This window comes from Cupriavidus sp. 01L43 (assembly GCF_056399925.1).
Genome location: NZ_JBFTSH010000007.1, coordinates 189,667 through 210,882, shown reverse-complemented (window position 1 = coordinate 210,882; position 21,216 = coordinate 189,667). Strand labels below are relative to the sequence as shown.

The window sequence follows — 21,216 nt, the reverse complement described above, 5'->3', positions numbered from 1 at the left end:
ATCGAATTCAGGTATATTCCAGCCTTTCGCCAGCACCGGCGAAAGGCTGATGACCGAAGACAGGACTCAATACCGTGGCAACCGTGGCAAGTGACAGCATCGTCGAGCAGGTCTATGACAAGCTCAAGCAAATGAGCGTGGGCTATGACTTCAAACCCGGCGAACGGCTCAACGAAGGCGTGCTGGCCAGTGCGCTGGGCGTCAGCCGCACCCCGCTGCGCGAGGCGCTGACCCGCCTGACGACCGAAGGGCTGCTGCGCTTCTCGCCGGGCAAGGGCTTCTTCTGCCGCGATCTGGATGCCCAGGAAGTGTTTTCCCTCTACGAGCTGCGCAAGGTGGTGGAAACCGAGGCGCTGCGGCTGGCCATCGTGCGTGCCAAGGAAGAGGACATCGACGCCCTGCTGTCCTTCCTGGAGAACACCGGCCCGGAGCCGGGCGACCGTACGGTGGAGGAACTCGTGAAGCTCGACGAGACCTTCCATGAAGGCCTGATGGCGATGTCCGGCAACCTGGAGATGCTGCGGGTGCTGAAGAACATCAACGCGCGCATCCGCTTCGTGCGCTGGATCGACATGGAGCGCTGCGACCGCCGCGTCAGCCAGAACGACCACCGCGAGATCCTGCTGGGCCTCAAGGCGCGCGACCCCGAGCGCTGCATCCCCATCCTCACCCGCCATATCGACCGCCGCCACGACCAGATCGCGACCGCCCTGAAGGAAGGGCTGGCGCAGATCTACATGGGCTGACGGCCGGCCCGCCCTACCTCCCGCCTTCCCCCAAAGAAAAAACCCCGCGATGCCATCGGCAACGCGGGGTTCGATGCCCTGCCGCGAACGGCAGGGCCGGCTGTGCCCGGAAACGCTTACACGTTCACGGTATCGGCCACTTCCTTGAAGTCTTCGATCTGGTCGAAGTTCATGTACTGGTAGATCTTGTCGCTGTTGGCGGTCAGCACGCCCATGTCGGCCATGTACTCTTCCTTGTTCGGGATACGGCCAAGGCGCGAGCAGATGGCGGCCAGTTCGGCCGAGCCCAGGTACACGTTGGTGTTCTTGCCCAGACGGTTCGGGAAGTTACGCGTGCTGGTGGACATCACCGTGGCGCCTTCGCGCACCTGTGCCTGGTTACCCATGCACAGCGAGCAGCCCGGCATTTCGGTGCGTGCACCGGCCGTGCCGAACACGCCGTAGTGGCCTTCCTCGGTCAGCTGCTTCTGGTCCATCTTGGTCGGCGGGGCCACCCACAGCTTCACGGGGATGTCGCGCTTGCCTTCCAGCAGCTTCGAGGCTGCGCGGAAGTGACCGATGTTCGTCATGCACGAGCCGATGAACACTTCGTCGATCTTGGCGCCGGCCACGTCGCCCAGCGTCTTCACGTCGTCCGGGTCGTTCGGGCAGGCGACGATCGGCTCATGCACGTCGGCCAGATCGATCTCGATCACGGCGGCGTACTCGGCGTCAGCGTCCGGCTCCAGCAGCTTCGGATCGGCCAGCCATGCTTCCATGGCCTTGATACGGCGCTGCAGGCTGCGCGGGTCCTGGTAGCCCTCGGCGATCATCCACTTCAGCAGCGTGATGTTGCTGTTGATGTACTCGATGATCGGTTCCTTGTTCAGGCGCACCGTGCAACCGGCGGCCGAACGCTCGGCGGAGGCGTCGGACAGCTCGAAAGCCTGTTCCACCTTCAGTTCGGGCAGACCTTCGATTTCCAGGATACGGCCCGAGAAGATGTTCTTCTTGCCTTGCTTGGCCACGGTCAGCAGGCCCGACTTGATCGCGTACAGCGGAATCGCGTTGACCAGGTCGCGCAGCGTGACGCCGGGCTGCATCTTGCCCTTGAAGCGGACCAGCACCGATTCCGGCATGTCCAGCGGCATCACGCCGGTGGCAGCGGCAAACGCCACCAGACCGGAGCCGGCCGGGAAGCTGATGCCGATCGGGAAACGGGTGTGCGAGTCACCGCCGGTACCCACGGTATCCGGCAGCAGCATGCGGTTGAGCCACGAGTGGATCACACCGTCGCCCGGGCGCAGCGAGATACCGCCGCGCGTGCTGATGAACTGGGGCAGCGTGTGGTGCGTCTTCACGTCCACGGGCTTCGGATAGGCGGCGGTGTGGCAGAACGACTGCATCACCAGATCGGCCGAGAAGCCCAGGCAGGCCAGGTCCTTCAGCTCGTCGCGCGTCATCGGGCCGGTGGTGTCCTGCGAGCCCACCGAGGTCATCTTCGGTTCGCAGTACGTGCCCGGGCGGATGCCCGTGCCGTCGGTCAGGCCGCAGGCGCGGCCAACCATCTTCTGGGCCAGCGTGTAACCCTTGCCGGTGTCGGCCGGGTTCTGCGGCAGGCGGAACAGCGTGGACGGGGCCAGGCCCAGTGCCTCGCGGGCCTTGGCGGTCAGGCCACGGCCGACGATCAGCGGAATCCGGCCGCCGGCGCGCACTTCATCGAACAGCACGTCCGACTTGACCTTGAATTCGGCGATCACGGCGCCGTTCTTGAGCGCCTTGCCTTCGTACGGGCGCAGTTCGACCACGTCGCCGGTGTCCATCTGCGACACGTCGAGTTCGATCGGCAGCGCGCCGGCGTCTTCCATCGTGTTGTAGAAGATCGGGGCGATCTTGCTGCCCAGGCACACGCCGCCGAAGCGCTTGTTCGGCACGTAGGGGATGTCTTCGCCGGTGAACCACAGCACCGAGTTGGTGGCCGACTTGCGGCTGGAGCCCGTGCCGACCACGTCGCCCACGTAGGCCACGAGGTTGCCCTTCTCCTTCAGCGACTCGATGAACTTCACCGGGCCGCGCTTGCCGTCTTCCTCGGGCTCGAACGCGGTGCCTTCACGCTTGTTCTTCAGCATGGCCAGCGCGTGCATCGGGATGTCCGGGCGCGTGGTGGCGTCGGGGGCCGGCGACAGGTCGTCGGTGTTGGTCTCGCCCGGCACCTTGAACACGGTGATGGTCATCGACGCCGGCACTTCCGGACGGTTCGTGAACCACTCGGCGTCGGCCCAGCTTTGCAGCACGGACTTGGCGTTGGCGTTGCCCTTGTCGGCCTTTTCCTTCACATCGTGGAAGGCGTCGAACATCAGCAGCGTGGTCTTCAGCGCGTTGCCGGCCACGGCGCCGACTTCGGCGTCGTCGAGCAGCTCGATCAGCGGGGAGATGTTGTAGCCGCCGAGCATGGTGCCCAGCAGTTCGGTGGCGCGGGCGCGCGAAATCAGCGCGGTCTTCTCCGAACCCAGGGCCACGGCGGCCAGGTAGGAAGCCTTGACCTTGGCGGCATCGTCCACGCCGGCCGGCACACGGTAGGTGATCAGGTCCAGCAGGGTCTGTTCCTCGCCCGCCGGCGGGTTCTTGATCAGTTCGATCAGCTCGGCGGTCTGCTTGGCGGTCAGCGGCAGAGGGGGAATGCCAAGCGCGGCGCGTTCGGCAACATGGGCGCGATAGATATCAAGCATGGGAACCTGCTGGTAATAGGGTTGTAACGTACAGCTTTGTCTCTGTGGGTCCAGCGGCACAGCACACCGCTGGTTGCCGCGTGATTGTAATCCGAAGTCCGGCCCAGATCAAATGTCTTATATCTTATATAAGACTTAAATCGCAACACCCGCGGCTCCACAACGGTTGGCGGCACATAAGACTCGCGGAACTGACATGAAAGGTGTCTGGAGGTCGCCACCCGCCCTGCCGGCAGCCACGCGAGCCGGGCCGTGGCGCCGGCCTTATAAGATATTCATAGATCACATTTACACGTCATGCAAGACGTGCGTCTTAAGTTCCGGCGCGCCCATTCGTTAACCATGGTGCAGGCGCTAATGGCGCGCCCATGCGCCTCCGCGTCCGATGCCCGCCCAGCTCAAACGGCCAAGCTGAGTGGGTTTCCCCCTTTTTATCGGCCCTTTGCTTGCCTGCGATTCGGGAAGAATGGCAGGCATTCCGACACAGGCATCTCATGGCGAACACGCTTTCCCCCTCCCAGACTGGCGGCAATTCAAGCAAGCGCGGTCGACTGCTGCTGATTGGCGGCGGCGTGCTGGTGGTGGTGCTGGGCGTTGGCGGCTTCGTGCTCGGCAGCGTGCTCGGCGGTAATCGCCAGGCAGCGGCGCCGGCAGCACCCGTAATCCCCGCGCCGATCTTCGTGCCGCTTGACGCGTTCACGGTGAACCTGAAGGGCGAGGACGGTGATCGCTTCCTGCACACCGGCCTGTCGCTCAAGGTGGCGGACGCCGACACCCAGGGCCGTCTGGCCCAGTACCAGCCGGAAGCGCGCAGCCGCATCCTGCTGCTGCTTTCGGCCCGCCAGCCGGCGGACCTGGCCACGGTGGAGGGCAAGCGCAAGCTGGCCCAGGACGTGCAGGCTGCCATCAGCCAGCCGTTCGCGCCCGGCCTGCCGCCCCAGAAGATCCTGGATGTCTTGTTTACATCGTTCGTGGTGCAGTAAGCCCCTGGCGCCCTGCTCCCGAACCCAACTGCATAACCGACATGAAACTGTCCGCCGACCTTCCTTCCTGCCGACGCGCCTGGCGCGCCGACTGAAGCCGGCCATGGACCGTTTCATCCTTACAGCTGTTCACGGGGCAGGACACTAGATGGCCTACGACAAGTTCCTCTCGCAGGACGAGGTAGACGAGCTACTGAAAGGCGTATCGGGCGAATCCGATGCGCCCGCAGCCAGCAGCGCGCCCGCTATTGATGAAGGCGGGGTGCGGCCGTACAACCTGGCTACCCAGGAACGGATCATCCGTGGCCGCCTGCACACGCTCGAAATCATCAACGAGCGCTTCGCGCGGGCGCTGCGCACGGCGCTGTTCAACTTCATCCGCCGCGGCGCCGACATCTCGGTCGGTTCGGTAAGGATCGAAAAATACGGCGATTTCGTGCGCAACCTGCCGGTGCCGACCAACCTGAACCTGGTCCACATGAAGCCGCTGCGGGGCACCGCGCTGTTCGTGTACGACCCGAACCTCGTGTTCCTGGTGGTGGACAACCTGTTCGKCGGCGATGGCCGCTTCCACACCCGTGTGGAAGGCCGCGACTTCACGCAGACCGAGCAACGCATCATCCGCCGCATGCTGGACCTGACGCTGAACAGCTACGGCCAGGCCTGGCGCACCGTGCATCCCATCGAGTTCGACTATGTCCGCTCGGAGATGCACACCAAATTTGCCAACATCGCCGGCGCCAACGACGCCGTGGTGACCACCGCGTTCCATATCGAACTGGGCGCCGTGGGCGGGCAACTGCATATCTGCATTCCCTTCTCGATGATCGAACCGCTGCGGGATCTGCTGATGAACCCGCTGCAGGACGAGGTCGAGGTGGACAAGCGCTGGCTCGGCCAGCTCTCCACCCAGCTGCGTGCCGCCGAAGTGGAACTGGTGGCCGAATTCACGCACCTCCAGAGCACCGTGGCCGAGGTACTGGCCCTGCGTGCCGGCGACGTGCTGCCGATCGACCTGCCCGAGAAGCTCTTCGGCAAGGTGGACGGCGTGCCCGTCATGCAATGCGGCTTCGGCACCATGAACGGCCAGTACGCGCTGCGCGTGGAGCGAATGATCAATTACCAAGACAGCGATTCCAACAAGGAAACCGATCATGACTGACGGCACTCAGGACAAGCCGGTCGATCCGATGGACGACTGGGCCAGCGCCCTGGCGGAGCAGACCAGCGCCGAGCCGGCACCGGCTGCCGCCCCGGCCGCCACGACCCCCTCCGCTACGGCACCCGCTACGGCGGCGCCTTCGCAGGCCATGGCTACCGCCACCCCGGCAGCCTCCACGGTGTTCCCGCCGCTGGCGCAGGAAGCGCCGGCCGGCTTCCACAACGATATCGGGATGATTCTCGATATCCCGGTGCAGCTGACCGTGGAACTGGGCCGCACCAAGGTACCCATCAAGAACCTGCTGCAACTGGCGCAGGGCTCGGTGGTGGAACTCGACGGCCTGGCTGGCGAACCGATGGACGTGCTGGTCAACGGCTACCTGATCGCCCAGGGCGAGGTGGTGGTCGTGAACGACAAGTTCGGCATCCGCCTGACGGACATCATCACGCCGTCCGAACGTATCCGGAAGCTGAACAAATGACAGCCGTGTCGCGCCGGCTGCGGTCTGCCGGACGCTTTGCCGCGGGCCTGATCCTCACGGGTCTGGCCACGGCCGGTGCGCAGGCTGCAGATGTTGTATTGAGTACCGCCCAGGCAGCCAGTGCACCGGCTGCCCCGGTGGCGCAGTCCGCGCCGGTGATCAGCGGCGGGGCCAGCCTCGCGCAGGCCGGGCTCGGCCTGTTTGCCGTCATCGCCCTGATCCTCGGCATGGCCTGGCTCGCGCGCCGCGTGGGCCTGGTGCGCCACGGCAGCGGCGGCGCCACGATGAAAGTCGTGGGCAGCCTGATGCTGGGCGCGCGCCAGAAGGTGGTCATGGTCGAAGTTGGCGATACCTGGCTCGTGCTGGGTGTTTCCGCCGGCGAGATCCGTCCGCTCCACACCCTCCCGGCCCAGCCGGATGCCATGGTCCCGGCCGGCACCACCGCGCCGCAGCCCTTGCAGGGCGGCTTTGGCGAGCGCCTGATGCGCGCGATGCAGGAAAACCTCAAGAAATGAACACGTTGCGTGCCGCCATCGGGCGGCATTCCGCCCGCGGGGCCTGGCTCGCGCTGCTGCCGGTAGCGGTCGGGCTGGCGCTGTCGGCCCTGCCCGAATCGGCCCTGGCCCAGGCGCTCCCGGGCGTGACCAGCAAGCCGGCCGCCGGCGGTGGCCAGACCTGGTCGCTCTCGATCCAGACGCTGGTCCTGCTGACCTCGCTGTCGTTCCTGCCGGCTGCCATGCTGATGATGACGGGCTTCACCCGCATCGTCATCGTGCTGGGCCTGCTGCGCAGCGCGCTGGGCACGGCCTCCTCGCCACCGAACCAGGTGCTGGTGGGCCTGTCGCTGTTCCTGACCTTCTTCGTCATGTCCCCGGTGTTCGACCGCGTGTACACGGACGCCTACAAGCCGCTCTCGGAAAACAAGATCAGCCTGGAGACCGCCGCGTCCCGCGCCGCCGTGCCGATGCGCACGTTCATGCTGCGCCAGACCCGCGAGAAGGACCTGGCGATGTTCGCCCAGATGGCCAAGACGCCCGAGATGAACGGCCCGGAAGACGTGCCGTTCTCGGTGCTGGTGCCGGCGTTCGTCACCAGCGAGCTGAAGACCGCGTTCCAGATCGGCTTCACGATCTTCATCCCTTTCCTGATCATCGACCTGGTCGTGGCCAGCGTGCTGATGGCGATGGGCATGATGATGGTGCCGCCGGCGACGATTTCATTGCCATTCAAGCTGATGCTGTTCGTGCTCGTGGATGGCTGGCAACTGCTGCTGGGCTCCCTGGCGCAGAGCTTCATGACCTGACAAGGAGCCTGCCATGACGCCCGAAACAGTCATGACCATCGCCACGCAGGCGATGAAGATGACCCTGATGCTGTCCGCCCCGCTGCTGCTGGTGGCGCTGGCGGCCGGTCTGGTGGTGAGCCTGTTCCAGGCCGCCACCCAGATCAACGAAATGACCCTGACGTTCATCCCCAAGCTGGTCGCCCTGTTCGTGACGATGGTGCTGGTTGGCCCGTGGATGATCAACACCTTCGTCGACTACATGCGCGAGGTGTTCCAGGGCATTCCCGCGCTGGCGCACTGACGCCCGCCTGCCGTGATCGACGTCTCCACGGCCCAGCTCTACGGCTGGATCGCCGCCTTCCTGTGGCCGATGTTCCGCCTGCTCGGGCTGATCGCCACCGCGCCGCTGTTCAGTGAATCGACGATTCCGCGCCGCGCCAAGGTCCTGCTGGCCAGTGCGCTGTCGGTCATCGTCTCGCCCACGCTCGGCAATATCCCGAGCGCCACGGTCTATTCCTTCGACGGCTTCCTGATCATCCTCAACGAGGTCGGCATCGGCGTGGCCATGGGCTTCACCATGCGGCTGGTCTTCGCGGCGGTGCAGACCGCCGGCGAGGTGATCGGCCTGCAGATGGGTCTCTCGTTCGCCTCGTTCTACGACCGCTCGTCGGGCGGGCAGACCATGGTGCTGTCCCGTTTCCTGAACATCGTGGCGATGCTGCTGTTCATCGTCCTGGACGGCCACCTGATGATGCTGGCCGTGCTGGTGGACAGCTTTGGCGCGGTGCCCATCGCCGCCACGCCGCTCTCCGGCCACGGCTGGGGCACGGTGGCCAAGGCCGGGTCGATGGTGTTCTCGGCCGGCACGCTGCTCTCGCTGCCGATGATCGCCACGCTGCTCACGCTGAACCTGGCGATGGGTATCCTGAACCGCGCCTCGCCGCAGCTCTCGATCTTCGCGGTGGGCTTCCCCGTGACGCTGCTCGGCGGCATGCTGGTGATGACCCTGGTCATGCCGCAGATGGGCGCCTACATGCAGCACATGGTCGAGGCCGGCCTGGCCACCATGGGCGCCGTCCTCGACCAGCTGGCGCCCTAGGGCGCCCAAGCCGACTAGTTCGCCTGCGGCAGCGCGCCAGCCTGCTGCAGCGCGGCGCGGCCAATCTCGAGCCGCTTCGGCCCCTGATCCATCTTCGGCATGTCCATGTTCATGGCGAACACGTAGCGGTCCTCGCCGCGCGTGAGCGAGCCAACCCACCAGCCCACATCGACACCATCCCGCGCGGACCAGCCGGTCTTGGCCCGCAGCGTGTACGCCGGGGTCTGCTCGATGGTCAGGATGTCATCCAGCGCGTCATAGCTGCGCGCCGAGATGCCCGGCAGCGTGCGCGCCACCACGGCCCGCATGAAGTCGATCTGCTGGTAGGTGGTGATCTTCAGGTGGTTGTTGAGCCAGAACATGTCCACCGGGCCGCTCACATCCGCATTGCCGAAGTGGGCTGCGCCGAGGAAGCGGCGGTACTGCGCCGTCCCCACGCGCCGCGCCAGCGCCTGATAGGCCGGCACGCACGAGTTCTTCAACGCCAGCCGCAGCGACACATCGCCATTGCACACGGCCGGCAGGATCGGCTTGCCGTGGTGGGTCCAGACCTTGCCGTCCCAGGGGATCTTGTCGTTGTCCACGTCAGCCACGGCGCCGGTCTCCAGCCCGATCAGCGAATTGAAGATCTTGAACGTCGAGGCCGGCGAGTAGGCCTCGCGGGCACGCTGCGGGTTGTAGGCGTACAGGCGGGCGGCGCGCACGTCGTAGATCAGCATCGTGCCCTGCGTGCCGGCGGCATCGAAGAGCGGCTTGAGGTTGAGCGGGGTTTCCTTGGGGGCTTCCTTGGCGGTCTGCGCGTGGACCGGCGCGGCCAGCATCAGCGCGGCGGACAGCGAGGCGAGGCAAAGGCGGCGGGCAAGACTGGGCAATCTGTTTGGCATGTTCTGCACCTTTCTGAGGGGAGGATCGAAATGTCATGGGATGACAATCCAGGCCCGGATCGTGGTGCGGAGCATAGGCGCTGATCGCCGGGGCGCCAACCCGGCCAGCTGTAACACGCGTAACATGGCGGGGCCCCACAATCGCCCCCCAATCGCCCCAATCGCCCCCGCCCCCGCCCCCCATGCCCGCCCCGCTCGTCCATATCGACCTGTCCGCGCCCTACCGCGTGAACGGCCAGCCCGCGCGCTACCAGTCCGTCTGGCTGCTGGCGCGCATCTGGCTGGCCACCGCCCGCGACCATGAAGACCTGCCCGCCGCCGCCGTGCGCGCGCGCTTTGCGGAGGCTGCCGATGTGCGGATGATGGTGTCGCGCGCGTTTGCCGATTTCGCGCGCTGGAGCGTGCCGGTGGGCTGGGGCGGCGACACCTCGGCGCCCATCGACCATCTGAGCCCGGCCCGACGCAGCCGGGGCCCGTTCTGGATGCCGCCCGCCAGCGCACGGCGCCTGCGCTTCGCAGCCGGCGGCAAGGCGCTGGGCGCCACCGCCGTGGCGCGCTGGCTGGGCCAGTCCGCCGCCGATAGCACCGATGGCGCCGATGCGGCGCCGCCCGCCGCCGACGATGGCCTCGGCTACGTGATGCGCGACATGGCGTTCTGGAGCCACCTCACTCAGGCCATGCGCGGCGCGCAGGACGGCGTGCCGGGCACGGTCGATGCGGGCGTGGCCGAGTTGTTCCGCGCCGCCCAGCGCAGCGCGGCGGACGACTTCCAGCAGGCGCTGTCGCTGCTCAAGGAGAGCCTGGCGTGGCGCCGCAGCGACCGCCTCGACCAGAGCCGCGCGGCGCTGCGCCGCTTCCACCGCGTCGTCGCGCGGGGCGGCGTCAGCGCGGCCCTGCCCACCTTTGCGGCGATGGGCCACGTGGTGCGCGCGTGGGAGCACTACGCGCGCGGCGACCTGGACACCGCGCAGGGCGAGCTGGCGCGCCTCAACGCCGATGCCGAGCTACGCCCGGTGGTGCGCTACAACCCGCGCGTCCGCTTCGAGACGCTGAACCTGGGCGCACTGGTGCGCAAGAGCCTGGCGCTGCGGCCGGACGATCCCAAGGCCAAACCCGGCAAGGTCGATCGCCCCACCGCCGCGCGCGACGCCCTCCAGGCGTTCTCCGGCGCGCTGCAGGCCGGCTACGAGGCCGATTCGGTCGACGCCGTGCAACACGCCGCCGCCAATATCGGCTGGTCGCTGTGGCTGTTCTGGCAGCACGGGCTGGTCGATGAAGGCCGCGCGCTGGCCGCCGGCGACGTGCAGCGGCAGGCCATGCGCTGGCTGGGCCTGTCCGAATGGATCTGCGACCGCTTCGGCGTGGGCGGCGGCTCGGCCTGGAACACGATCTTCCTGCTGCGCGTGGCGCGCGGCACCGCCGACGTGGAAGCCCCCGACAGCGTGGCCGCGTTCCGCAGCCAGCGCCCCCTCACCGTGGCCGCCGCCATCGACGCCCTGCGCCCCTTCCACGCCCCGTTCGCGCCGGCCAAGGGCTTCGTGCGCTGGTCGTCGGTGGCCGCCTTCGCGCTTGAGGAGCACGACGCTGGCCACGTGCGCTATAACGCGCTGCAGCTCGCCAACCTGCTGATGGAATCGGCCTGGTACCTCACCCACGAGCAGGGCGCCACGGCCATCGCCTATACCGCGATGGAGCGACTGGCGCAGCAGATCGGCACGCTCAGGCCCGCCGAGCGCGGCTTCTTCCGCGCCGGCCTGCGCGCGTTTCCGCCGGAGTTGCGGGCGGCGGCAGCCGAAGCCATGCGCCGCCCGAGCCTCAGCCGCTGAACTGCACGGCCCCAACCGGCAGCGCGCGGCGGCGCCGAGCGTCAGCCACCCCCGCCACATCCCCCGCCCGGCCCGGAAGCCGGAAGAACGCCACCGCCTCATTGAGCATGCGGCCCTGTTCGTCGAGCGAGCGGGACGCCGTGGCGGCCTCGTGCACGAGGGTGGCGTTCTGCTGCGTGACCTGATCGATCTGGACGATGGCCTGGTTGACCTGTTCGATGCCCCGGTTCTGCTCGGCGGACGCTGCCGCGATCTCGTCGACGATGCCGGTCACGCGGGCCACCGCCTGGGTCACCTCGCCCATTGTCTTGCCGGCCTCCCCGGCCAGCACCGCGCCCTCGCTCACCTGCGCCACGGAGACCTCGATCAGCGCCTTGATCTCCTTCGCCGCGCTGGACGAGCGCTGCGCCAGCCCGCGCACCTCGCTGGCCACCACCGCGAAACCGCGCCCCTGTTCCCCGGCGCGCGCCGCTTCCACGGCCGCGTTGAGCGCGAGGATGTTGGTCTGGAAGGCGATGCCCTCGATGATGCCGGTGATATCGGCAATCTTGGCCGAACTGGCGCTGATGCCGTTCATGGTGTCCATCACGCGCCCCACCGTGCCGCTGCCCTGCTGCGCCACCGACGCGGCGTTGCGGGCCAGCTCGCTGGCCTGGCGGGCGTTCTCGGTGTTGTGGCGCACCGTGGCGGTCAGCTCCTCCATGCTCGCGGCGGTCTGCTCCAGTGACGCCGCCTGCTCCTCGGTGCGTGCGGACAGGTCCGCGTTGCCGTTGGCGATCTCGCCCGTGGCATCGACGATGCTGGCGCTGCCCTGACGCACGCGCGCCACGGTTTCGGTCAGGCGGTCGTTCATGTCGCGCAGCGCGCCCAGCAGGCGGCCAGTCTCGTCGTCCGAATTCACGTCGATGTGCATGCCCAGCTCGCCCCGCGCCACGGTGCGCGCCACGTCCACGGCGCGCTGGATCGGGCCGGTGATGGCGCGCGTCAGCAGCAGGCCGCCCATCAGCCCGAAGACCACAGCGGCCAGCGACACCACGACCAGCAGGTTGCGCTGCGTGCCGTAGTCGGCCTCCAGCGCCGCCACCATCTCGTGCTGGCGCTCGCGCGTGAAGCCGGCGTAGGCGTCGGTGGCCTTGACCAGCTCGGCCAGCAGCGGACGGCACTCCGCATTCATCTTGGCGATGGCCGCCTCCTGCTTCTTGTCCAGCGCGAGGCCGACGATGGCCGTCGCCACCGGGCCGTAACGCGCTTCCACACTGGCCATGCCGGCCACGAGGCCGCGCGCGGTTTCGCTGACGCCCTCGCGGGACACCATCTCCCTGAGCTTGGTCATGCGCGCCGCCACGTCGTCATGCGCGCGCAGCACCTCGGCCTTTTCCACGTCGAGGTCCGCCTGCGTGGTCACCAGCACCAGATTGCGCGCGGCAATCGCGCGGCGGTCCACGGCGGAGCGCAGTTGCGCGGCCACCTCGGCCCGCGCGTTGAGGCCATCGACATAGGCCTTGAAGCCGCTGGTGGCACGGTTCAGCGCGTACAACGACAGCCCCGACACCAGCAGCACGACCAGCGCCAGCGTGCCAAAACCGGCCACGAGCTTGGTCTTGATGGAAAGATTGCGAAAGCTCACAGTGATCCCCTTTTCCCGAAGGCATGCCTGTCCGATAGGCATGCCGGATGCATGTCACACGCACGCGTGACGGCCGAATCGCTGAGAGCCCGTTCCCCACTCGCTGGCACATCGCGATATGGCTGGCTCTGCCCTTGCGGGCGCGCTCGCGATTTGGCGCGCGTACGCGCCGTGCTCTGTCTAGTGCGTGGGCTAACGGCAGGCCGTGGAAAGCTTTACCCCTCCTGCGGGAGGGGTATCCGTAAGGGGGGAATGGTTAACCCGTGAGAAGTGACGGGACCGCCGGTTTCCCCCGTCAATCCGGCTTGGGACGGGGTCGCATTCTAAAGTTGCATTTGTAATGCATATTTTATAGAATCGATTCGTCGCGGCGTTCGGCCGTGAATTCAAGCGAGCAACGATGTCCGTCCTGCTGCCGATCTCTCCCCCCTCCCGTCCCGACGCCGGCTATCGCGGCCTGCCCGTCTTCGCGCTCGGCTTCCGTCCGTTCTATTTGCTCGCCGCCGCCTTCGGCGCACTGGCCGTGCCGGCCTGGGTCGCGCTCTACCTCGGCTGGTGGCAGCCGGCCGCGCAGCCGTGGATGGGCACCATGGCCTGGCACGCGCACGAGATGGTGTTCGGCTTCGCGGCGGCGGTGGTGGTGGGCTTCCTGTTCACCGCCGGCAAGGCCTGGACCGGCCTCCAGACACCGCAAGGCCCCTGGCTGGCCGCGCTGGCCGGCACCTGGCTGGCGGCGCGCATCCTGATGTGGGCCGGGCCGGCCTGGGCGGCCATCGCCGTGGATGCGGTGTTCCTGCCGCTGTGCAGCTTCAGCTTCTACCGCCTGCTGCGCCGGGCCAAGAACAAGCGCAACATGGGCCTCGCCATCGCCATGGGGGTGCTGGGCGCGCTGAGCCTGGCCTTCGACCTCGCCGTCGCCAGCGGCCATCTCGGGCTGGCTTTCCAGATGGCCGACGCAGCCACCGGGCTGGTCGTCGTCTTCGTCACAGTGATCGGCGGCCGGGTGATTCCGATGTTCACCACCAACGGCGTGCCGGGCACGCGCATCCGCCGGGTGGAGATGGTCGAGCGCGCCGTTATCGCGCTGACCCTGCTCGCCATCGTCGCCCATGCCTCGATGCTGTCGCCGCTGGCCACCACGCTGCTGGCGCTCGGCGCGGCGGCGGCGCACGGCATCCGGCTGGCCGGCTGGGACCCGCTGCGCACCTGGCGCAAGCCCATCGTCGCCATCCTCCACTTCGCCTATGCCTTCCTGCCGATCGGCTTCCTGCTGATTGCCGGCGCCGCGCAGGGCTGGGTGGACCGCTCCACCGCGCTCCACGCGCTGACCGTGGGCGTGATCGGCTGCGCCATCGTCGCCATGATTACCCGCACCGCGCTTGGCCACACTGGCCGGCGGCTGGAAACCGGCCATCTGGAACACCTGGCCTACGCCTGCATCGTGCTGTCCGCGCTGGTCCGCGTGGCGCTGCCGATCTGGCTGCCGGCGCTCAAGGCGCAGGCGGTGGCCGGGGCCGGCGCGCTGTGGGTGGCGGCCTTCCTGCTCTACCTCGTCAAATACACCCCCTACCTGTTGCGGGTGCGCATCGACGGCAAGGACGGCTGATGCGGGGCTCCCGATGGACGTGATACGATGACCGACAACTGGGGCGTTACTTCGATGCCCCAGTCAATCCATCACCGTTCCTCCAACAAAAAACGGGAGACATCGATGTTCAAATTCGCCGCAGCCCTTGGCGCCGCCGTGCTGTTTGCATCGGCCAGCGTGCCTGCCATGGCCCAGTCCGCGGACGTCCAGTCCGTCACCACCACCGCCGAAAAGCTCCGCGTCGCCATGGTCGATCCCAACCAGGCCGCGCTCTCCGCACTGGTTGCCGAGTCGCTGAGCTACGGCCACTCGGGCGGCCGCCTCGACACCAAGGCCAGCTTCATCGGCGACCTGCTCGATAAGAAGTCCGATTTCGTGTCGATCGCCATCACCGACCAGACCGTGTCCGTCTCGGGCGATGTGGCCGTGGTGCGCCACACGCTGTCCGGCGAGACGCTGGATAGCGGCAAAGCCGGCACGGTGAACCTGAAGGTGCTTCAGGTCTGGCAGAAGCAGGGCGGCGCCTGGAAGCTGCTGGCGCGGCAGGCGGTCAAGGCCTGACGCGCCCCCGGACGTTATATGACGTCCTATGTTTCGAATGCCTCCTTCGGGAGGCATTTTCGTTTTGGCGCGTCGTATGATGACGGCTTCCCGGTCGTGATCCCGCGAGGTTGACCATGCCTATCGCCTATCTGCGCAGTCTCACGGCGCGCCAGCGCACTGCCTATTCGAACCGGCAGCTAGCCGGTTTCCTGTGCTTCGTGGCGGGCGCGGCCAACGCCGGCGGGTTCCTCGCGGTCAAGCAGTACACCTCGCATATGTCCGGCATCGTCTCGGCGATGGCCGACGATCTCGTGCTCGGCAACTTCGCCCTGCTGCTCCAGGGCCTGGGCGCCTTCCTCTCCTTCCTGCTCGGCGCCGCCTGTTCCGCCATCACCATCAATTGGGCCCGGCGCACCGGCCTGCGCAGCGAATACGCGCTGCCGCTGGTGCTGGAAGCCGCCCTGCTGCTCTGCTTTGGCCTGATGGGCGCGCAACTGGGCCTGAAGCAGTGGCTGTTCGTGCCAGCCACGGTGATGCTGCTGTGCTTCATGATGGGCCTGCAGAACGCGATGATCACCAAGGTTTCCAACGCCGAGATCCGCACCACGCACGTCACCGGCATGGTCACGGACATCGGTATCGAACTGGGCAAGCTGTGCTACTGGAACTGGGCGCCGCCACTGGGCAACCGGCGGCCGGTGACGGCCAACCACGACAAGCTGCGCATGCTCGCCCTGCTGGTGGGACTGTTCTTCGGCGGGGGTGTGGTGGGGGCGCTGGCGTTCAACGGCATCGGCTACACGGCCACGATTCCGCTGGCGGCCCTGCTACTGCTGGTGGCGCTGGTGCCTGTGCTCGACGATCTACTACCGCGCCTCTTCCTGCTGCTGCGCGCACGCCGGCTGGCGCGGCGCAGCCGCCGCTGGGGCCGCCGGCGTTAGTCGCCCGGCCAGCCCGCCAGCCTAGGCCCGCGCCGCGCGCCGCACCGCCTGCGGCGGGAGGCCGAAGCCACGCACGAAGGCCTCGCGCATATGCCGGCGGTCCCGAAAGCCGGTTTCGCGCGCCACCACGTCCAGCGGGTGGCGGCTCTGTTCGATCATCAACCGCGCCGCCTCCAGCCGCAGGCTTTCGATGGCCTTTGCCGGCGACTGCCCGGTCTCCGCGGTAAAGATCCGGCTGAACTGGCGCGGACTCAGGTGCACCGACTGCGCGAGTTCCTCCACCGTCAGCGCCTGGCTCAGATTTTTGCGCGCATGGTCGATGGCGCGCTGGATGCGGTCTGACTTCGGCGCCATGTCCAGCAGCTCCGAGTGCTGCGACTGCCCGCCCGCGCGCCGCTGCACCATCACCAGCTTGTGCGCGAGGGACCGTGCCGCGTCCGCGCCAAGATCCTTCTCGACCATCGCCAGCGCGAGGTCAAACCCGGCCGTCATGCCCGCCGAGGTCCAGATCGGGCCATCGACGATATAGATACGGTCGTCCTCCACGCGGATGCCCGGGTGCTGCTGCTGCATCGCGCGCGCGTACGCCCAGTGCGTGGTGACGCGCCGGCCTTCGAGCAGCCCCGCCTCGGCCAGCACGAAGGCGCCCGTGCAGATCGACGCCGCCCGCCGGGCGCGCGGCGCTGCGCGGCGCACGAAGTCCAGATGCGCCGCCGGCGTTGGCGTGGCGACCGGATCCCCCACGCCAACGATGATCCACGTATCCACCGCCGTGCGCGGCCCGACGGCGCGCGTCTCCACGTGCATGCCCAGCGACGAGCGCACCGGCCCACCGGCTACCGAGTAGTTGTCGATGGCATAGAACGGCTCCCCCGCCACCATGTTGGCGTACTCGAACACGCTCTGCGTGGCCAGCGCCATCACCTGGAAACCATCGATCAACAGAAATCCGATGCGATGCATTGATCACTCCGCGCCACGCCGTGGCCCATGTCCTGAATCCGTACCATAAACGTCATTTCGGCCATCGTCAAACGACCCTACGATGACATCCATGGATTCGACGAATCCGATCCGACGACACGAACCGATTCAAAGGAGCATCACCATGGCAATCACCCCGACCCCTCCCCTCGGCACGGCCCTGATCACGGGCGCCTCCACCGGCATCGGCGCGCTCTACGCGGAGCGGCTGGCACGGCGCGGCTACAACCTGATCCTGGTGGCACGCAACCGCGAGAAGCTGAACGCGCTGGCCGCGCGCATCACGGACGAAACGCGCCGCGAAGTGGAAGTGCTGGTGGCGGACCTGAACGACCGCGCCTCGTTGGCCACGGTGGAAGCCAAGCTGCGCGAGGACGCCAGCATCACGCTGCTGGTGAACAACGCCGGGGTCGGCACGCACACGCCGCTGCTGGAGAGCGATGTGGACAACATGACGCGGATGGTCGACCTGAACGTGACCGCGCTGACGCGCCTGACCTACGCCGCCGTGCCCGGTTTCGTGGCGCGCGGGCAGGGGTCGATCATCAATATCGCGTCGATCGTGGCCGTGGCGCCGGAGATCCTCAACGGGGTCTATGGGGCGAGCAAGGCCTACGTGCTGGCGCTCAGCCAGTCGCTCCATCACGAGCTGAAGGATCAGGGCGTGCGCGTGCAGGCGGTGCTGCCGGGCGCCACCGCCACCGATTTCTGGGCGATTGGCGGCCTGCCGGTGGAGCACCTCGACCAGAACATCGTGATGCCGGCGGCGGCCATGGTCGATGCGGCGCTGGCCGGCTTCGACCAGGGCGAACTGATCACGATTCCGTCGCTGCACGCCCTCGACACATGGCAGGCCTATGAAAGCGCCCGCCAGTCGATGATGGGCCAGCTGTCCCGCAACGCGCCGGCCCCGCGCTACGCCACGGCGGGCTGAGTTTTATCGCAGCCCAAGCGAGTCAAGCGTCTCCCGCAGGCCCAGCAGCTCGACCATGGTCGCGCCCTGGGCCAGCCGCTCGCGCATCTGGGCCTCCTTCTGCTCGCGCGCCGCGCTCGCGGCGATGACTTCGGGCACCTCGTCGGCGGCCACGATGACGAGGCCGTCGCGGTCCCCCACCACGATGTCGCCGGGCCGCACCGCCGCCCCGCCCAGGATCAGCGGCAGGTTCAGCTTGCCCGGCTGGTGCTTGTTGGTGCCGCGAATGCTCAGCCCCCGGCAGAACACCGGAAAGCCCATCTCGACGATTTGCGAGGCATCGCGCACCGCGCCGTCGATCACCAGTCCGGCAATGCCGATCTGCTGCGCCGCGAAGGTCAGCACATCGCCCCACGGGCCGGCATCGACGAACGCTTTCGCGTCCACCACGAGTACATCGCCCGGGCGCGCCTTGGTCAGCGCGTAGTGGATCATCAGGTTGTCGCCGGGACGGATGTCCACGGTCAGCGCCGGGCCGGCCAGCCGCATGGATGGGTCCAGCGGCGCGATGCGTGGGTCCACGGCGCCGCGCTGGCCCTGCGCCTCGTGAATCGTGGCGGTGCCCAGGCGCTTGAGCTGGTCGAGCTGGGCGGCGGTAATCGAAGTGGTCATGGCGAAGTTCGATGAAGATCAGTCAACGGTCGCGCCGGAGCGCTTGACCAGCGATTCCCAATACGGCAGTTCCTTGCCGATAAAGGCGCGGAACTGGGCCGGCGTGCCGCGCACATCGCCCGAGCCCATCTCGGCCAGCTTGGCGGCGACGTCCGGCTCGCCGAGCACGGCGTTGAGGTCGTCGTTGAGGCGCTGCACCAGCGGCGCGGGCGTCTCCGCCGGCACGAACAGGCCGTACCAGTTCTCGATCACGAAGCCCGGGAAGCCGGCCTCCTGCATGGTCGGCAGATCAGGCAGCGCGCGGGCGCGCTTGGCGCCGGTAGTGGCCAGCGGCCGGACGCGGCCCGACTTGAGCTGCGGCGCCAGCGCCGTGGTGGTCTCGAACGCAATCGGCACCTGCCCCGCCAGCACATCACTCAGCGCCGGCCCCTGTCCGCGATACGGCACGTGGATCAGGTCCAGATGGCGCTCCAGCTTCAGCAGTTCGCCAGCCAGATGCTGCGGGCTGCCGCTGCCGCCGGACGCGTAGCTGTACTTGCCCGGCGACGCCTTGACCAGATCCACCAACTGCCCCACGTTATTGGCCGGCAGCGCCGTGTTGACGTAAAGCACCAGCGGCACGGACGCCACCTCGCCCACCGGGGCCAGCGCGCGGGTGGGGTCCAGCTTGAGCTTGTACAGGGTGCGATTGATGACGATGCCGGTGTTGTTGCCGAGCAGCGCCGTGCAGCCATCGCCCTTGGCGCGGCCCACGAACTCGGTGCCGATATTGCTGCTGGCGCCGCCCCGGTTGTCGACGATGACTGGCACGCCCAGCCGCTTCGACAAGCCCGGCGCGACGATGCGCGCGAGGATGTCCGTCGTGCCGCCCGGCGGATAGGGCGAGACGATGCGCAGCGTGGCGCAGGGGTAAGCGGGGGTATCGGCAGCGGCGAGGGCGGTGGAATTCACGCCGGCAAAGATTGCGATAACGGTCGCGGCCAGCACGAAACCGGCAGCCGCGCGCCGGCGCGGGTGGGAGGGGAATGCCATGTCTGTCTCCATCTCTATTTATAGTGTGCGAGGGGCCGGGAGCCCCTTCGCGGCGCCGGGCTCAGTGGCCGGCGCGTTGCAGCGTGTGATAGCCGAACTGGCGACGGGCGTCGCGCAGCGCCATGCCCTCCAGCGCGGCGCCGAGAATCTGGTCCTCCACGTCACGCGTGCGCAGCGCGCGTTCGAATACTTCCTGCGCGCGGGCCTGCGGCACCACCACCACGCCGTCCGGGTCCGCCACGATGAAGTCACCGCTGGCCACGCGCACATCGCCCAGGCTCACCGGCTGCTCCACGGCCCGCACCTGCACCCGGTCCTTGCCGGTGCGCATGAACCGGCCGCGCGCATAGAGCGGATAGCCGGCCGCGTCGGCCTCGGCGGTGTCCCGGCAGACGCCGTGGATCACCGTGCCGCCCACGCCGCGATGCGCGGCCAGCCGGCTCATGATGCCGCCCCAGACCGTGCAGTCCACGCGGCCCGCGTTGTCGAGCACGGCCACGGCGCCCTGCGGAATGTCATCGAGAAAGTCGCCCACCGTGCCCGGCGTGGCCAGGTCCACCGGCACGAAGGCCACGGTGAAGGCCGGGCCGAACACCTGCGGCTGGCCGGCGATGTGCTGGATGCCCAGCGCGCTGCCGGGCAGGCGGAAATAGTCGAGGGCGTCCGAGATCTCGGCGGTCGAGAGTTGGCGGGCGCGGGCCAGCCAGTCGCCGGTGTGGGTGGGATTGGGGGTGTCGCTCATCGTGCTGCGTCTCCTGCTGCTTCTCTGTTTTCCTACCGATGAACGCAGTTTCAAGTAAAGTCCCATCGAGATCAAACATCGAAAAATGGACTCGACTTCAATAAAAATGAACTTGCGGCAGCTACGCTATTTCTGCGAAGTGGTCGATGCGGGCAGCGCGGCGGAAGCCGCCAATCGGCTGTTCGTGGCGCCCACGGCCATCAGCATGCAGCTTGGGCAGCTGGAATCCCTGCTCGGCGCGCCCGTGTTCGACCGGTCCCGCCGCCCGATGACGCTGACCGCGACCGGCCAGTTTCTCTACCCGCGCGCCAAGGACCTGCTCGCGCAGATGCGCCGGCTGGACGAGGAGGCGCGCGCCATCGCCGCCGGTAACCTCGGCTGGCTCGGCATCGGCTTTACGCGTTCGGCCATCTTCTCGATCCTGCCGGCGGCGGTGCAGCGTTTTCGGGAGCAGTATCCGGATGTGCATCTCGATCCACTCGAACTGCTGTCCGAGCACCAGCCAGCGCAACTGCGGCGCGGGCGTATCGACGTGGGCATCTCGCGCTATGTGGGCGAGTTCGAGCGGCCGGCGGACCTGCGCTACACCACGCTGTTCGAAGACCCCTTCGTGGCCGCCGTGCCGTTGCAGAGCCCGCTGGCGCAGCGCAGCGCCATCGCCGCGCGGGAGCTGGACGCGCTGCCGCTGATCCAGTATCCGAAGGACCCCCAGAGCGTGTTCGCCAGCCATATGGTGGCGGCGCTGCGCGACGCCGGTGCCCATCCCACCCCGGGGCATGAGGCCATCGAGATCCATACCGCGCTGGGACTGGTGGCGGCCGGGCTCGGCTTCACGCTGGTGGGCGCGTCGGTGGCGGCGCCGAACCGCACCGACGTCGCCTTCGTGCCGATCGACGATCTCCGCGTGCGCGCCACGCTGGTGGCCGTGACCCGCGCCGGGACATCGAGCCCGGTGATCGACGCCTTCGTGGCCGCCCTCGCCGCCTCCCGCCCCGCCTAG

The 21,216-nt window shown here is 67.8% G+C and carries 20 protein-coding genes and 1 pseudogene; 14 read left to right on the top strand and 7 right to left on the bottom strand.

The genetic code is table 11. From position 1 onward, the window contains the following. The first annotated feature begins 74 nt into the window (after window positions 1-74). Window positions 75-746 (top strand): GntR family transcriptional regulator, encoded by a 672-nt coding sequence (locus tag AC1DP9_RS14650; RefSeq protein WP_092295573.1) that lies wholly within the window; start codon window positions 75-77, stop codon window positions 744-746. Window positions 747-862: 116 nt separating this feature from the next. On the opposite strand, the gene AC1DP9_RS14645 is transcribed toward AC1DP9_RS14650, so the two are convergent. After that, a complete protein-coding gene (locus AC1DP9_RS14645) occupies window positions 863-3,454 on the bottom strand; it encodes a bifunctional aconitate hydratase 2/2-methylisocitrate dehydratase (RefSeq protein ID WP_092295576.1) in 2,592 nt (863 codons plus the stop codon). A 494-nt stretch (window positions 3,455-3,948) separates the two neighbouring features. Here AC1DP9_RS14645 and fliL point away from each other — a divergent pair, with 494 nt between their 5' ends. From fliL to fliR, 7 genes are all read left to right on the top strand, one after another. After that, on the top strand, window positions 3,949-4,437 hold the full coding sequence (gene fliL, locus AC1DP9_RS14640; RefSeq protein WP_092295579.1) for a flagellar basal body-associated protein FliL: 489 nt from the start codon (window positions 3,949-3,951) through the stop codon (window positions 4,435-4,437). A gap of 148 nt (window positions 4,438-4,585) precedes the next feature. Continuing rightward, window positions 4,586-5,599 (top strand): flagellar motor switch protein FliM, encoded by a 1,014-nt coding sequence (gene fliM / locus AC1DP9_RS14635; RefSeq protein WP_477107753.1) that lies wholly within the window; start codon window positions 4,586-4,588, stop codon window positions 5,597-5,599. Then, window positions 5,592-6,080, top strand: a complete 489-nt coding sequence (fliN, locus tag AC1DP9_RS14630; RefSeq protein ID WP_092295585.1) for a flagellar motor switch protein FliN — start codon at window positions 5,592-5,594, stop codon at window positions 6,078-6,080. Before fliM ends, fliN begins: the two co-directional genes overlap by 8 nt. Then, the gene (fliO, locus tag AC1DP9_RS14625; protein ID WP_092295588.1) at window positions 6,077-6,595 is read left to right on the top strand and encodes a flagellar biosynthetic protein FliO; all 519 of its coding nucleotides are present in this window, start codon (window positions 6,077-6,079) and stop codon (window positions 6,593-6,595) included. The genes fliN and fliO overlap by 4 nt, the downstream gene beginning before the upstream one ends. After that, the gene (gene fliP / locus AC1DP9_RS14620; RefSeq protein ID WP_477107752.1) at window positions 6,592-7,383 is read left to right on the top strand and encodes a flagellar type III secretion system pore protein FliP; all 792 of its coding nucleotides are present in this window, start codon (window positions 6,592-6,594) and stop codon (window positions 7,381-7,383) included. Before fliO ends, fliP begins: the two co-directional genes overlap by 4 nt. Before the next feature lie 13 nt (window positions 7,384-7,396). Then, complete coding sequence (gene fliQ / locus AC1DP9_RS14615; protein ID WP_149138747.1) at window positions 7,397-7,666, top strand: flagellar biosynthesis protein FliQ; 270 nt, start codon at window positions 7,397-7,399, stop codon at window positions 7,664-7,666. Window positions 7,667-7,678: 12 nt separating this feature from the next. Beyond that, window positions 7,679-8,464, top strand: a complete 786-nt coding sequence (gene fliR, locus AC1DP9_RS14610; protein WP_477107751.1) for a flagellar biosynthetic protein FliR — start codon at window positions 7,679-7,681, stop codon at window positions 8,462-8,464. 14 nt (window positions 8,465-8,478) lie between these two features. On the opposite strand, the gene blaOXA is transcribed toward fliR, so the two are convergent. Continuing rightward, window positions 8,479-9,348 (bottom strand): OXA-1206 family carbapenem-hydrolyzing class D beta-lactamase, encoded by an 870-nt coding sequence (gene blaOXA / locus AC1DP9_RS14605; protein WP_477107750.1) that lies wholly within the window; start codon window positions 9,346-9,348, stop codon window positions 8,479-8,481. Between the two features lie 182 nt (window positions 9,349-9,530). Between blaOXA and AC1DP9_RS14600 the strand changes: the two genes are divergently transcribed. Then, on the top strand, window positions 9,531-11,174 hold the full coding sequence (locus tag AC1DP9_RS14600; protein WP_477107749.1) for a hypothetical protein: 1,644 nt from the start codon (window positions 9,531-9,533) through the stop codon (window positions 11,172-11,174). On the opposite strand, the gene AC1DP9_RS14595 is transcribed toward AC1DP9_RS14600, so the two are convergent. Then, window positions 11,164-12,801, bottom strand: a complete 1,638-nt coding sequence (locus tag AC1DP9_RS14595; protein ID WP_092295606.1) for a methyl-accepting chemotaxis protein — start codon at window positions 12,799-12,801, stop codon at window positions 11,164-11,166. The two genes, AC1DP9_RS14600 and AC1DP9_RS14595, sit on opposite strands and share 11 nt — an antisense overlap. Window positions 12,802-13,201: 400 nt before the next feature. Between AC1DP9_RS14595 and AC1DP9_RS14590 the strand changes: the two genes are divergently transcribed. The 3 genes and pseudogenes from AC1DP9_RS14590 to AC1DP9_RS14580 form a co-directional block, all read left to right on the top strand. Beyond that, entirely contained in the window at window positions 13,202-14,407 is a 1,206-nt protein-coding gene (locus AC1DP9_RS14590; protein ID WP_092295609.1) for an NnrS family protein, read from the top strand. 105 nt (window positions 14,408-14,512) lie between these two features. Next, the gene (locus tag AC1DP9_RS14585; RefSeq protein ID WP_477107748.1) at window positions 14,513-14,950 is read left to right on the top strand and encodes a nuclear transport factor 2 family protein; all 438 of its coding nucleotides are present in this window, start codon (window positions 14,513-14,515) and stop codon (window positions 14,948-14,950) included. Window positions 14,951-15,066: 116 nt separating this feature from the next. Then, window positions 15,067-15,864, top strand: a pseudogene (locus AC1DP9_RS14580) (YoaK family protein); the annotation flags it as partial. Window positions 15,865-15,894: 30 nt separating this feature from the next. Here the strand turns inward: AC1DP9_RS14580 and AC1DP9_RS14575 are convergent. Beyond that, the gene (locus AC1DP9_RS14575) at window positions 15,895-16,836 is read right to left on the bottom strand and encodes a GlxA family transcriptional regulator (protein WP_477107747.1); all 942 of its coding nucleotides are present in this window, start codon (window positions 16,834-16,836) and stop codon (window positions 15,895-15,897) included. 145 nt (window positions 16,837-16,981) lie between these two features. Between AC1DP9_RS14575 and AC1DP9_RS14570 the strand changes: the two genes are divergently transcribed. After that, window positions 16,982-17,791, top strand: a complete 810-nt coding sequence (locus AC1DP9_RS14570; protein WP_477107746.1) for an SDR family NAD(P)-dependent oxidoreductase — start codon at window positions 16,982-16,984, stop codon at window positions 17,789-17,791. Between the two features lie 3 nt (window positions 17,792-17,794). On the opposite strand, the gene AC1DP9_RS14565 is transcribed toward AC1DP9_RS14570, so the two are convergent. From AC1DP9_RS14565 to AC1DP9_RS14555, 3 genes are all read right to left on the bottom strand, one after another. Then, window positions 17,795-18,442 (bottom strand): 4-carboxy-4-hydroxy-2-oxoadipate aldolase/oxaloacetate decarboxylase, encoded by a 648-nt coding sequence (locus tag AC1DP9_RS14565; RefSeq protein WP_477107745.1) that lies wholly within the window; start codon window positions 18,440-18,442, stop codon window positions 17,795-17,797. Between the two features lie 18 nt (window positions 18,443-18,460). Further along, window positions 18,461-19,474: a Bug family tripartite tricarboxylate transporter substrate binding protein gene (locus tag AC1DP9_RS14560; RefSeq protein ID WP_441592605.1), complete on the bottom strand. Its 1,014-nt coding sequence runs from the start codon at window positions 19,472-19,474 to the stop codon at window positions 18,461-18,463. Window positions 19,475-19,535: 61 nt separating this feature from the next. Further along, on the bottom strand, window positions 19,536-20,216 hold the full coding sequence (locus AC1DP9_RS14555; protein WP_477107744.1) for an RraA family protein: 681 nt from the start codon (window positions 20,214-20,216) through the stop codon (window positions 19,536-19,538). Window positions 20,217-20,322: 106 nt separating this feature from the next. Here AC1DP9_RS14555 and AC1DP9_RS14550 point away from each other — a divergent pair, with 106 nt between their 5' ends. Beyond that, on the top strand, window positions 20,323-21,216 hold the full coding sequence (locus tag AC1DP9_RS14550) for a LysR family transcriptional regulator (RefSeq protein WP_477107743.1): 894 nt from the start codon (window positions 20,323-20,325) through the stop codon (window positions 21,214-21,216).

Excerpts from the sequence above, each read along its gene's own strand:
- fliQ (WP_149138747.1), top strand. The coding sequence starts at position 7,397 with ATGACGCCCGAAACAGTCATGACCATCGCCACGCAGGCGATGAAGATG.
- fliO (WP_092295588.1), top strand. The coding sequence starts at position 6,077 with ATGACAGCCGTGTCGCGCCGGCTGCGGTCTGCCGGACGCTTTGCCGCG.
- AC1DP9_RS14550 (WP_477107743.1), top strand. The coding sequence starts at position 20,323 with ATGAACTTGCGGCAGCTACGCTATTTCTGCGAAGTGGTCGATGCGGGC.
- AC1DP9_RS14645 (WP_092295576.1), bottom strand. The coding sequence starts at position 3,454 with ATGCTTGATATCTATCGCGCCCATGTTGCCGAACGCGCCGCGCTTGGC.
- blaOXA (WP_477107750.1), bottom strand. The coding sequence starts at position 9,348 with ATGCCAAACAGATTGCCCAGTCTTGCCCGCCGCCTTTGCCTCGCCTCG.
- fliN (WP_092295585.1), top strand. The coding sequence starts at position 5,592 with ATGACTGACGGCACTCAGGACAAGCCGGTCGATCCGATGGACGACTGG.
- AC1DP9_RS14570 (WP_477107746.1), top strand. The coding sequence starts at position 16,982 with ATGGCAATCACCCCGACCCCTCCCCTCGGCACGGCCCTGATCACGGGC.
- fliL (WP_092295579.1), top strand. The coding sequence starts at position 3,949 with ATGGCGAACACGCTTTCCCCCTCCCAGACTGGCGGCAATTCAAGCAAG.
- AC1DP9_RS14590 (WP_092295609.1), top strand. The coding sequence starts at position 13,202 with ATGTCCGTCCTGCTGCCGATCTCTCCCCCCTCCCGTCCCGACGCCGGC.
- AC1DP9_RS14585 (WP_477107748.1), top strand. The coding sequence starts at position 14,513 with ATGTTCAAATTCGCCGCAGCCCTTGGCGCCGCCGTGCTGTTTGCATCG.
- AC1DP9_RS14555 (WP_477107744.1), bottom strand. The coding sequence starts at position 20,216 with ATGAGCGACACCCCCAATCCCACCCACACCGGCGACTGGCTGGCCCGC.
- AC1DP9_RS14565 (WP_477107745.1), bottom strand. The coding sequence starts at position 18,442 with ATGACCACTTCGATTACCGCCGCCCAGCTCGACCAGCTCAAGCGCCTG.
- AC1DP9_RS14575 (WP_477107747.1), bottom strand. The coding sequence starts at position 16,836 with ATGCATCGCATCGGATTTCTGTTGATCGATGGTTTCCAGGTGATGGCG.
- fliP (WP_477107752.1), top strand. The coding sequence starts at position 6,592 with ATGAACACGTTGCGTGCCGCCATCGGGCGGCATTCCGCCCGCGGGGCC.
- AC1DP9_RS14560 (WP_441592605.1), bottom strand. The coding sequence starts at position 19,474 with ATGGCATTCCCCTCCCACCCGCGCCGGCGCGCGGCTGCCGGTTTCGTG.
- AC1DP9_RS14600 (WP_477107749.1), top strand. The coding sequence starts at position 9,531 with ATGCCCGCCCCGCTCGTCCATATCGACCTGTCCGCGCCCTACCGCGTG.